The sequence below is a fragment of the Bombiscardovia coagulans genome (assembly GCF_002259585.1).
In the GTDB taxonomy this organism is placed as follows: Bacteria; Actinomycetota; Actinomycetes; order Actinomycetales; family Bifidobacteriaceae; genus Bombiscardovia; species Bombiscardovia coagulans.
In genome coordinates this window covers 436,552-448,829 of the sequence record NZ_MWWS01000004.1, presented here as the reverse complement: position 1 = coordinate 448,829, position 12,278 = coordinate 436,552, and the positions used below count along the sequence as shown (strand labels likewise).

Sequence of the window (12,278 nt, the reverse complement as noted above, 5' to 3'; positions counted from 1 at the left end):
GGGTGCCAGTGGTAGATGCAGCCATGACTGTGCGGCTCGCTTTGACAAAGCTAGCTCATGTACTGAAAGTAGCTGGAATTGAAACGCCAGAACATGATGCTCGTTTGCTCTTAGCCGAGGCTTGTACAGTCGATCTTCATGAGATTGATAGAGCACTGTTGATGGGGGAGAGCATCGGTGACATGGCTGTTGCTGCTACGGGTGCTGCCAGTGAGCTGGAAAAAGAGATGGCTAAGCAATCTGTCGTAACTACTCTTGGCGGATTTACTGAACGTCGAGCTCACCGTGAGCCCCTGCAATACATCGTTGGCCATGCGCCTTTTCGATTTTTGGACCTTGCTGTTGGCCCTGGTGTCTTTATTCCACGCCCTGAGACCGAGACAGTAGTGCAGGCTGGTTTAGATTGGCTAGCAGGGGAGGCAACGGAACATCCAGTAGTGGTGGACCTGTGTGCTGGATCTGGTGCGATTGGATTGGCTGTAGCTACTGAGCTTCCAGGAACCCAGGTGTATGCTGTTGAAGCGTCTGAGGATGCGGCTGCGTGGACGAGACGTAATGTTGAGCGTTATGCTGCTGATATTGAAGCTGCTGGTTCGAACTACCACCTAGTAGTGGGGGATGCTACCTTGCCTTCGACCTTAGATCAGTTGGACGGTCAGGTGGATGTAATCCTGAGTAATCCACCGTATGTGCCACAATCTCAGGTTCCTACTCAGCCTGAGGTGTCCGAGTGGGATCCTGCTCAGGCTCTGTATGGTGGTTCTGCTGATGGGATTGCTATTCCCCAACGGATCCTTGCTAGAGCTGCATCCTTGTTGCGCTCTGGTGGTTGCCTAGTGATGGAACATGACCCTTCTCAGGGAGTTTTGCTTCAGCGAAGTGTGGTAGCCACGGGTTTGCAATACAGCCATATAGGCAAGGATTATGCAGGTCGGCAGCGATATATTGTTGCTAGCAAGGCTTGAATGAGCGTGAAGTTAACCAATATAAAAGATGGGTCTTGGTCGGTTTACTGCCTGCTGGTCTACTGAAGTTTACGGTATTTGTTGCTCTTGCCTTTGGCTTGTGTAACAGGATATTTGTGTTGCGTCTTTACCAGCTTCTTTCGAACAATGCTGTCGATATCGAGGTTGAGCAGGGCTGCTAGTTCGATGCAGTAGGTAAATACATCTGCGAGTTCGATTGGGTAAAGCAATTTAGATACGAATAGGTATTCGAACGATCGGCATCCTATACTTTTACAGTGAGGGAGGCAACGGTATGTTCAATAGGGAATATTCGGCTAATCGGGGAAAAGAATGGGAAGTACTATACCAAGGAGCTCTTTCCGCAGCTCAAACAAACTATTTAGAAATAAAATCCTCGATTCCAGTGCAAGAAATACCCGGTTCACCCTTTCCTTGGAACAGCAGATATAACCAAATACGATGTGATGTTGGTGCTGCAAGTTATTTGTCTGGGAAAAAGCTATATGGACTTGTTGATGGTAAAACTAGTAAAAATCCTCTCAATCTCTTTCCTCTCACCAAGAAGGGGAGTAACCGAAAGATTGGAACATTTTACTGTTCGATTAGTGAAGAAGCTCGTCGACATCAGTTAAAGGGTATAGAAAGTGCAAGGATCAGGGTTTTTGCATACGAGCATAAGTTGGAAGTCGCCTTAAAATGGTATCAGGCAGTGGAAGGACTAGAATTTTCTGAACCAGTAGCTCAGTTACGATCTCAACAAAGATCCCAACTTATCCCATGGCAACCAGAGTATCTTGAGTATCCGTTAGGTAAACGTCAGCAGGAGGCTCTTGCTGCAATGAGTACCCCAGGAGGTTTTTTTATTTGGGGGCCGCCTGGAACTGGAAAAACTACAGTGATTGCTTCTGCAATTAAGAAGGCTGTGGACAACGGGCAAACGGTTCTTGTTGCGTCCCATACCAATGCTGCCATTGACAATGCTCTTGAACGATTGTTGGAACTTAACAAGGAGCAACACTTTGGCCTATTTGATCATGGCGATATCATTAGGAAAACGCCTAAAAATATCACTAAGGTTAGTGAAATTATACGAAACGAACCTGCGATTTGTGATAAAAAAGCGGCATCTTTAATTATAGGGTATGAAGAAGAATACGAACGACTTGAAAATCTCATAGTAAGTAACGCACAGCATCCTGATCGAAAGAAAGAAGAGAGCGTTAAAAACGAGATTTACATGCTTGACAGGGATCAGCAAGGCATACGACTATTTCTCGATGTTTTGGATGACTACACACAATATGAACAATGCAAAGCTGCCTCTCAAGAATACCATAGTCAAAAAGAGGGACTGGTAGAGCAGGCGTGCAAAGTTTCACAGGAAATTAGGAAATATAACGAATCTATTGTTTCTCTTGAAACGAGGTCAGTTAACGATTGGAATACATACTATGAGAAGGAGAGGAATGATGAAAACTGTCAAGCAATACATAACATGGTAATAAAGCGAAGAAATCGTCTTAAGAAAATAGAGAGCATCGTTCAGTGGTTAGAGGAATCGTTTTATACGGGGAAAACGATTGCGAGTAAGTATCAAAACTATGTAGCTAGAGCAGATGAAGAGGTTGCTGCTAGTAGAGTTCGTTTAACTACTGCCCGTGCAGAACTGGAGACATCCAAGTCACTTATGAAAGAGCTTGAACTGCAGTATGACACAGCTGTCAGCAAGTTAAATGAGCTTTTATGGCAGCAACAAAGAATTGCGCAAGAAATTCAAAGTGTTACCGGCGAAATAGATAAATGTCGAGATGATGAACACAAGTACGAGACAAATATAAGAGAGAAAGGCTACACTCTCGATATAGTAAAGCACCAATATGCTGAATTCCAAGATACGGGGCAAATTGAGCTCGGGCGCTCGTGGATTGAAACAATTGATTCAGTTTCCCGGCTAGATAAAGAGCAGAGTGCTTTGAAAGCTGAACAAACTAACCTAAACGACAAGTTGCGGAAACAACAACAAGCGTTGTTGAAGAACGCTCAAGTGATGGCATGCACTATAGAAAGTCTCATGTATGATGAAATCCTTCAGCACAGAACGTTCGATATAGTGATTATTGATGAAGTTTCCAGTGCTGAGGCCAGCAAAGTCATTTATACTGCTGCAAAAGCGCGAACAACTTGTGTTTTGGTGGGAGACTTTTTGCAAAATGCTCCTGTAGTGGAAGATGTAACAGAAAAAAGTTTGGCTCCAAATAAGAATGTTAAATCGTGGCAGCATGACGATATTTTTAAACTTGTCGGGATTGTTGATAAGACTAGTGCCATGCACAATCCGCGTTGTGTCTGTTTGGATGAACAGCATCGTTTTCCAAGAATCGTAGCAGATTTAGTCAACGATTTTTGTTATGACGGTTTAATTCAAAGTCCAGGTAAGCCAGTACAAGAGGATCATACAGTTATTGATTTTATCGACACTTCGAATATGAATATTCATTTCGAACAAATTCGCGGAAGCTGGACTTGTATAGAAACCGCAAAGCTAGCGGCTTCCCTCATTTTGGATAACGTTGGGGATGAATCGGTAGGATATGTTACTCCATACCGTGAACAGGCTAGACTGGCAGAAGGCTACTTGCCTAAGACTGTGGGGTGTGGAACGTCACATCGTTTTCAAGGTCGAGAATTTGACACAGTAATTGTGGATTTGATGCAAGATGGAGAGAAAGCTCGTTGGATAGCAAGTGCTGCGGTCGGTTCCGGTTCAGATATTGCACTAGGTGCTGCGAGAGTTCTCAATGTTGCTGTCACTCGAGCTAAAAAGCATTTATATATTATCGGCGATTGGTGTTTTATATCTAGCGCTTCTTCTCCTGGTATGAAGGCCATTGCAAAACTTGCTCAGCATGGAGATTTCTGTCTACGCAAGTTGCCTCGTTAATTGAGAATGCTGGTGGGATAAACTATTGGCTTTTTAATTTCGATGTGAATAATAATTTAGGAAAAGAGCACATTGTCAGATACGAGATAAAGTTACTCGTATAGGCATATGAATAGGGTGCATATTGTGCTGTGTATATTCTCACGTCATAAGTAATATGAAAGAAAAGTGTAATTGCTGTTATCATTAATTTTGTCAACCATTACAAACTAGGGGTATCGGTAACGAAGGAGTGCCTTGTGGTTTGCGAAATTAACTTACAAGCGTCTGAGTATTTGAAGTATTCGAAACCTACGTTGAAATTGACATCAGTTAACTTTTTGCTGGGCAGAAATGGTACTGGAAAATCAACGTTAACACGTCTGATAAAAGAGCAACTACAAAACGAATTTGATGTACGTATTTTTGATGGTTTTGAGTCTTTGTTGGACGAAAATCGTGAATTGAATGCAGTGGCTCTAGGTAGGGAAAATACAGAGATTCAAAATCAAATCAAAGATTTGGAAACAAAAATCCAAGCTACAAAAGAGGAAAATGACGATCTCGCTGAAAAAGTACAAGAAGCTAAAAGTGCATACGATAGTGCGACAAAGAAGTTAAATAATGCAATGATGAATGCAGCGAAAGACATTAAAGAGAAAGACAATCCACGGATCGCGAAAACAACCTATAATCGTATAGACTACAGTAAAGAAAGAGCCTCTGCTCAAAGGCTTTCCCCTCAAGAAAGGACTGCTTTTGAAGAGGAAGCTATTGGTCAACTTTTAAAACTGCCTGTCGCGCTTAGCTCTATTCCTATTGATTTTCAGAAATTAAAAGAACGCGCTAATGGTCTTCTTACCCAAACTGTGGTTGAAAGTGTGAGGTTGCCGGAGTTTGCTGATAATCCCCAAAAGACAAATTTTGCACAAAGGGGAATGGAAGTACATAACAGACAAAAAGACAAGGTATGTGCTTTCTGTGGCGGAGAGTTGACTCAAAAGCGATGGGACCAACTCGAGAATTATTTTAGTGGTAAAGTTACTGCTTTTCAAACAGCGCTTAACACGTGTATCGACGATTTTCAAACATTAGAGAACAGCATCAATAAGATAACTCAATACGATTCGTCTAGCTTTTATCCGTCGCTCAGGGCGCAAGTTGCTGATCTTAATGACAGTATTGGCAAAAGCAAGGAAGTAGCTCGTGAAACGATTTTGTCGTTCCGTACTGCTTTAAATGGACGTAAAGACAGTTTATTTCAGCAGGTTCCTCCAATTGAGCAAGTTGAGTGGCCAGATTTTAAGGCCCTTACTGACATAGCTCAACAATTGATAGCAGAACATGCTGGTCTTTCAAATACTGTAAGGTGTCGTCAAGATTTAGCAAAAGAGCAATTAAGATATCACCATATTTTAGAATATGAGAAAAAATATGAAATTGTCAAACTTGATCAAGACGCTCAAAAGTGTGAAACAGAAAGTGGAAAACTCTGTAAACAGAAAGAGGAGTTAGAGAGGAAACTTTCTGACTACCAGGAAAATCTGGAAAAGCTATTTGGCCAAATAAAAGATGAGTCACTTATAGCTGAGAGAATAAACAAGTATTTACGGGCGCACGGAGAAATAGGTTTCCAGCTTGTATTGCAGTCAGAGGCAGAACGTGGCTTTTACTCAATTCAAGATTCTGATGGAAATATAAGGCCTATCACAAAATTGAGTACGGGTGAGAAAAATATCATTGCGTTTGTGTATTTTATGGAAGCAATCAAAGCACCTCGAGACACCGATAAACCGTTTTTCCTAGTACTTGATGACCCTATGACGAGTAACGACGACACATATCAGTATCTAATCATTAGCCTAATTGAAAGATACTATGTTCCCTTATTGTACGATCGAACAACTAAAAACAACCATAGGGGAAATCAGTTGCTAGTTTTAACGCACAATACGCATTTCTATCTGAATGTACGCCCCTATAAAAATAATCGCTTTTCTGATAAAATACAGTATATTCATCTCAGAAAAGGTGCAAGTCATACTCAAGTTGTATGTGTGAGCGATCAAAAGGACGATATCCATACGTCCTATGACGAGTTGTGGGAAGAGCTCAAATTTGCTTATGCCGAAAACAAACCTGAGTTTATGTGGAATTCGATGCGTCGCATCATCATATCTTTCTGTGAATTTAACAATCTTAGTTTGAATACAATAATCAGAAAATCGTCGGATAAGCTTGATAGTGTTCTATGTGGAGCTTTTAGGAAGTCGATGGATGTTAACTCGCATGAACTGTTAGATTGTTACTCCGAAACCAATGGTAGTACTTGTGAACAAATCCGAGGTTACATGGAGCAGTTTTTCTCGGGTTTAAACCATAGTGAACACTATGCGGCTCACTGGTGTGAACACAAAGATCCTGGTAAAAGTTCATAGTTGGATGAGGAGCTGGTTAACTAAGTTCTATCGATAACTGTATAGATATGTGATGGTAGACAGGGTTGTGGAGGAATATTTTCAAACGCAAACTTGTTACGACCAGACTGACCTCCATTGGTAGCTTATTCGATACAATAGAAGGTGTAGCAGCAGTTCAGCTGCCATTAGTGGGCTTGCTGGGGTGCTGGATCACTGTTTCGGCAAGCTCTCAGAGTTAGAGGAGGAGTGAGCCGTAATGGCGAGAAAGATAATCTTGGACTCGGATCCAGGGCATGATGACGCAGTAGCCATCTTGTTGGCTTTGGGAAATCCCAACATTGAACTCTTGGGTGTTACTACAGTTGGTGGCAATCAGAGCCTGGAAAAAGTGACCTATAATGCTCGCGCGGTGCTGCAAAAGGCACACGCAACTGATATTCCTGTGCATGCCGGCTGTGATAGACCGCTTGTCCGTAAGCAAGAGGTTGCGGCTTCTATTCACGGTGAAACTGGTTTGGATGGTGTGGATCTGCCTGAACCAACTCGACCACTTGATGAAGGTCATGCTGTTAACTGGTTAATTGAAACAATCATGTCTGCCGAGCCTCAATCGATAACGCTTGTACCGACTGGCCCACTGACCAACATAGCAATGGCTGTGCGTATGGAGCCGCGTATCGTTGACCGTGTGAAGGAAGTTGTCCTCATGGGTGGCGGATACCACACCGGCAACTGGAGCGCAGTTTCAGAGTTCAACATCAAAGTCGATCCAGAAGCAGCCCATATTGTCTTCAATGAGTCATGGCCAGTAACCATGGTTGGTCTCGATCTGACCCACCAGGCCCTGTGCACCCCTGATGTTCAGCAGCGTATTGATGGATTGGGTACTGACTTAGCTCACTTTGTCTCTGGCCTTATGGATTTCTTCCGTAAGACCTATCAAGATAACCAGGACTTTATTGATCCGCCTGTTCATGATCCCTGCACTGTGGCCTACCTCATCGATCCTAGTGTGGTTCAGACACGACGTTGTCCTGTTGATGTGGAGCTGCAAGGTGACCTCACGCTTGGTATGACAGTGGCTGACCTACGGGGTCCAGAGCCTTCTGCTGAAGAGTGCCACACACAAGTGGCAACCAAACTTGACTTTGAGAAGTTCTGGGATCTAGTGACCGATGCTATTGAGAGGATTGGTTGAGACAGATGGTTGAATCTACCGCAAAAACTTCTTATAACAAGGATGGGAAGTCAATCGTTGCTTTGATGACGGCTCTTATGGCAGCTGTCTTTGCATTCCAGCTTAATGCGTCCATGCTCTCACCGGCATTGACGACTATGCAGCATGAACTCAATACGGATAGTGCGCAAATTGGTTTAACGCAGACTGTTTTCTTCACTGCTTGTGCTGTTTTCTCTCTGTTTTTACCTCGCTTAGGCGACCTAGCTGGTCGTAAGAAAGTCCTGCTTGGCATGCTGTCTCTTACGGCGATCGGCTGTGTGGTCTCTGCGCTCGCGGTCAATGTAACTATGCTTATGGTGGGTCGTGTTATTCAAGGTGCTGCAGGTCCTGTAGTTCCTATGACCTTAATTATGCTTCACCATCGGGTGACTGATGACAAGCGTTACGCAAAGCTCATGTCGATTCTGACTGCTGTGAACGGTGGTATTGGCGGTGTGGATGCCATTTTAGGTGGTTGGCTGGCAGGAAGCTTTGGTTTCCGGTCTGTCTTCTGGTTCATGGTTGCCATCGCCGTAGTCGCTGTTCTTCTTGTCGCTATGTACGCTGATGAGAGTCATGCTAGCGAGACCCCCCGTATGGATTGGGCTGGCGTGGTTACCCTATGTGTGGCCTTCCTTCTGGCATACTTGGCTATCAACGAGATTGAAAAGCTGGGTGCAGCAAATTGGTTGATCGTGGCTATTGAAGTTGTTGTTGCCGCGGTATTCTTTGTAGCCTTCTGGCAGATCGAGACTCGTGCCAAGCATCCAATGGTCACCACTCACTACCTCAAGCAGCGCAGAACATGGGGCCTGTTGTTAACAACACTGCTAACCATGACTGGTGTCTTCGCTATTATGAACGGAATTGTTCCAGCCTTGGCTCAAGATGCAAAGTTTGGTGCGGGTATGAGCGCTTCAGTTGTATCTTTTGCAACGTTGACCCCATATGCACTCGTTGGTCTCGCCTTTGGTCCTTTTGCAGGAGCTTTGGCCTCCAAGTTCGGCTACCATGCGGTCCTTCGTGCTGGGTTAGTGGTTACGGTCATCGGTCTTCTCTTTGGCATCTACGTCTGCAAAGCGCCAAGCGTCTGGGCTCTCGTAGTGCTCTCTGTAATACTAGGTATTTCATACGCTGGCACAGCTAATATTATGCTCAATGGTTTGGGTATTGTGCTTTCACCAGCAGATAATACTGGCTACTTACCTGGTCTGAACGCTGGTGCGTTTAATTTAGGTGCTGGTTTGAGCTACGCAGTGCTATATGCCTTTATGAATGCGTTCACTTCATCGAGTAACGCTACAACTGGCTATGCTGCCAGCATGATTGGTGCTGTTATCCTTTTGGGCTTGGCTTATCTTGCGTCACTGCTTATCCCTAAGCATGGCGATGACTGACCAACAGTGAGTAAGGTGTTCATTCTGGGGGACCGTTAAAAACCCGTTGGAAGTCTACTGAGGTCCTTGCAGCTACACATGTGGCAGCTGCAAGGATCTTCTCAAAGTATAAGGAATTTGCTTTCGTTTGAGTGGAAGCAGTACATGCTGGTTGCCGTATCGATACTGACGGTAATATATTCCAGACTGACATGCAACAGCAAGATTGATTTTAATCATCCTACATGCTGTTTTTATCTTGGTATGTATTGGTTACAATTGTGAGAATATCGTCATATGGTTTTGAGTTCATTGTTGGTGTTCAACAAGACGAATAGACCTATTGTTGGGGTTTCTTATGATTTGCTAAATACCTTTTATACTGTAATGAACAGGTTGTTTACTGGTATTAACGGCTTCGCAAGATTGGATGGTATGCATTGGGAACGTCAATATTCACTAAGCGCAATGCCGGTATTTTGGCAGGTATCTTCACTCTCGCTTTACTTTCGCGTTTTGATTCAATTATTTCGCCTTCTGTAGCTGCAATTCAAGCTTCGTTCCCGATGGAGAACCCCTCAACTGTGGAATCTCTAGCAACTATTGGTGCAACTGCGGCAGTAGTTTCAGCACTTCTCTTTGGCAAGCTTATGGAGTGGTTGAGTTTTAAGGCTGCTGGCATTATCAGCTGTCTTTTTATTTCATTCGGTGGGCTCATGCCCTTGATTTTTCATTCCAATCTCCGTCAGCTTTTACTGTTTGCTGTTATCACTGGCTTTGGCGCAGGTATCCTCACTACAGTGTTGCCTAGTCTCTCTGCCCGTTTCTTCCATGGTCCTCAGCTTTCAGGACTCATGGGGAAGGTCCTCGCTATGCAAGACGGCTCGTCTATGATCATCTTGGCGTTAGGAGGTCTTCTAGCTACAGGAGGATGGATTCGTAACTATTGGCTGTATGGCTTCGGTCTGCTGGGCCTGTTTATGGTGGCTGTATTCGTGCCTGGTGTCAAGGCAGCAGGTTCAGAGGAAGTGTCTGCTGACGAGCCGCACACAGAGAGTCAAAACCATGCTGTCTCAGATCATGCGTCGGGTGGGGAACATGGAGAAAAGCAACAGAGTACGGGTTTTATCGCCTTATGTATTTTGTTGGGTTTCTTAAGTATTTTTTTGGTAGCTGTCCTCTACAACAAACTAGCTGTATATATCAGTCAATATCATTTAGGTGGTACTGATGCTTCTGGCTTTGCTCTTATGTTTAACACTGGTTCATCAGTAGTAATAGGTCTATCCATTAACCGTCTACGTGCCTGCTTCCGTAACTATATGCTTCCCTTTGCTTTTCTTTTGATGGCGTCTGGTGCACTCGTCTTCATTGCTACACGTTCGTTCCCGCTAGTGTGCCTGGCGGCGTTCTTGGTTGGATCAGGCAGTGCCATTATCATGTCAACATGTCCGTTCCTCCTTTCAAACCTGGCTGATAGAAAGCACTATCCTTTGGTCATGGGCGTGTTCTCTGCTATGACCAGTCTAGGTTTCACCGTTTCCACATGGGTTTTCCAGTTTGTGGCTGGTCTGCTTAAGACAGATCCCTTGATGGTTAGCTTTGGGGGGATGGTGCTGATAGCTATTTTGGCTGCTGTTTTGTTGGCGCTTTGTAACTTCCAATCTCGGGTAGAAGACCGGTATATTGCATACTGATATACGATATGTAGCAATCAGGAGATATAAGGGTTGCCTGCAATAATAAAGCGACGCAAGGTATCTTTTGCCTTGGAAATGCCAATACGTGGAGTGGCTTCTATACGTTCTTGAGAATGCAAGCGACCGTATACTAAGCGTAAGGGTGCTTGTCTCAAATCGTGCCCATCTAATTTGCTGTCCACTGCAATGGCTTGACATAGTTTAGCTGGACCATTAGTAAGGTTCGTATCAGAGTGTTTACCCTTTCTGTGAGCTTGCAGGATGTTGATGCCTTCAACTGGTTCTGCTGCTCGTATCAGAACTCCAGCACCATAGCCCTCCCTGTCGCAGGATACATTGCAGCAGTAATGCATTCCATAGGTAAAGTAAACGTAGAGTCTGCCAGATGGTCCAAAAAGTGTTCGGTTGCGTGCGCTCATGCCGTGAAAAGCATGGCTAGCAGGGTCCTCCTGATCGTAGGCTTCTGTTTCTACAATGCGGACGATCGATTGGCTGCCATCCTCGTAGCTGCGAACCATGAGGCAACCCAGAAGTCTTTGTGCTACTTGTTCTACGTGGGCGTCGAGAAAATCGGGGAAATCTGAAATGGTAGAAATAGTGCATACTCTCATGGCAGTATCCCATCTGATTTGATCTGTTTTCTTCCTCTAACGCTATGTAGGGTTCTTGTCTTGGCTGGTGGAAGAGGCATACTAGAGATTCTAGGCAATCACTAGTATATGCAGTGTGATGAGGACAAGGTGAGATGAGAGACTACTATCTGTGAGGGAATGAGATATGAGGATACCTGAGGCGTATAGGCATATTACGTATTTTGGTCGAGTAGGAAGTGCTGAGAGTAATTCTGGGCAGAGTGTCGTGAGGGCAATGAAGTCGGTTCCTACAGTTGAGGGACTACCTGACGAGTATGTGGCACTCGATACTGAAACAACAGGGTTGCGTGCAGGACGAGACCGAATTATTGAAATTGGGGCGGTAAAGGTAAGAGACAGAAGAGTTGTTGATAGTTTTTCCTCTTTAGTTAATCCTGGTATGGTGCTCAGTTCGACAATTGTTGAGTTGACTGGGATTGACGATGAAATGCTCGCCGGAGAAGACCACATCAGCCAGATACTTCCTAGTTTTTTCCAGTGGTTAGGAGGTATGGCTATAGTCGGACACAATCTGAACTTTGATTTGAGATTCCTTCAAGCTGAGGCGGAACTCTTGGGACAGAAAGTTCCCCGCGTATCGACCTATGACACTATGTATATGAGTCGCAGGTTGTTTCCCCAGCATCGTCATCATCGGTTAGCGGATCTCATCCAACGGTTTGATATTGATGATATTGAGGAGCATCGAGCACTATCGGATGCTGAGCAGACCCATCAATGCTTCGAATGGATGCGATCATATATGATGCAAGTTTGACGTTTATTGCTGAGCTTTCTGGTCATAGAGCACCTGCAATGATGATTGGTATGTAAGTGTTTGTACTACTTGGTCTAGGGCACAAAGTAGTAGTCCTTACTCCCATGTGAGAGTAAGGACTTATTGGTGACCCCGGCCGGATTCGAACCGGCGACCTACAGATTAGAAGTCAGTTGCTCTATCCAACTGAGCTACGGGGCCTTGCGAAGGATAAGTATATGGCCTAGGGCAGACTCTGTCAGAAATAACTGTCCTCAATACGTTC

9 protein-coding genes and 1 tRNA gene are annotated in these 12,278 nt (G+C 44.4%); 7 read left to right on the top strand and 3 right to left on the bottom strand.

Annotated elements, in window-relative coordinates; translation table 11 throughout:
- Positions 1–23 precede the first annotated feature (23 nt).
- Positions 24–965: a peptide chain release factor N(5)-glutamine methyltransferase gene (gene prmC, locus BOCO_RS03605; protein WP_094722950.1), complete on the top strand. Its 942-nt coding sequence runs from the start codon at positions 24–26 to the stop codon at positions 963–965.
- Positions 966–1,024: 59 nt separating this feature from the next.
- Here prmC and BOCO_RS03600 read toward each other — a convergent pair whose 3' ends face one another.
- Positions 1,025–1,195: a MazG-like family protein gene (locus BOCO_RS03600; RefSeq protein WP_244568722.1), complete on the bottom strand. Its 171-nt coding sequence runs from the start codon at positions 1,193–1,195 to the stop codon at positions 1,025–1,027.
- Between the two features lie 65 nt (positions 1,196–1,260).
- Between BOCO_RS03600 and BOCO_RS03595 the strand changes: the two genes are divergently transcribed.
- The 5 genes from BOCO_RS03595 to BOCO_RS03575 all read left to right on the top strand — a co-directional run bounded on the left by BOCO_RS03595 (position 1,261) and on the right by BOCO_RS03575 (position 10,600).
- The gene (locus BOCO_RS03595; RefSeq protein WP_094722710.1) at positions 1,261–3,909 is read left to right on the top strand and encodes a DEAD/DEAH box helicase; all 2,649 of its coding nucleotides are present in this window, start codon (positions 1,261–1,263) and stop codon (positions 3,907–3,909) included.
- 239 nt (positions 3,910–4,148) lie between these two features.
- Complete coding sequence (locus BOCO_RS03590) at positions 4,149–6,326, top strand: AAA family ATPase (RefSeq protein WP_158520407.1); 2,178 nt, start codon at positions 4,149–4,151, stop codon at positions 6,324–6,326.
- 238 nt (positions 6,327–6,564) lie between these two features.
- Positions 6,565–7,506, top strand: coding sequence for a uridine-preferring nucleoside hydrolase UriH (uriH, locus tag BOCO_RS03585; protein WP_094722708.1), 942 nt, complete (start codon positions 6,565–6,567; stop codon positions 7,504–7,506).
- A 5-nt stretch (positions 7,507–7,511) separates the two neighbouring features.
- The gene (gene uriT, locus BOCO_RS03580; RefSeq protein ID WP_094722707.1) at positions 7,512–8,924 is read left to right on the top strand and encodes a uridine transporter UriT; all 1,413 of its coding nucleotides are present in this window, start codon (positions 7,512–7,514) and stop codon (positions 8,922–8,924) included.
- A 419-nt stretch (positions 8,925–9,343) separates the two neighbouring features.
- Positions 9,344–10,600, top strand: coding sequence for an MFS transporter (locus BOCO_RS03575; protein WP_158520406.1), 1,257 nt, complete (start codon positions 9,344–9,346; stop codon positions 10,598–10,600).
- Positions 10,601–10,617: 17 nt separating this feature from the next.
- On the opposite strand, the gene BOCO_RS03570 is transcribed toward BOCO_RS03575, so the two are convergent.
- On the bottom strand, positions 10,618–11,214 hold the full coding sequence (locus BOCO_RS03570; RefSeq protein ID WP_094722705.1) for a DNA-3-methyladenine glycosylase: 597 nt from the start codon (positions 11,212–11,214) through the stop codon (positions 10,618–10,620).
- 166 nt (positions 11,215–11,380) lie between these two features.
- Between BOCO_RS03570 and BOCO_RS03565 the strand changes: the two genes are divergently transcribed.
- The gene (locus tag BOCO_RS03565) at positions 11,381–12,013 is read left to right on the top strand and encodes a 3'-5' exonuclease (RefSeq protein WP_244568721.1); all 633 of its coding nucleotides are present in this window, start codon (positions 11,381–11,383) and stop codon (positions 12,011–12,013) included.
- Positions 12,014–12,137: 124 nt separating this feature from the next.
- Here the strand turns inward: BOCO_RS03565 and BOCO_RS03560 are convergent.
- Positions 12,138–12,214 (bottom strand) — tRNA-Arg (locus BOCO_RS03560).
- Positions 12,215–12,278 lie beyond the last annotated feature (64 nt).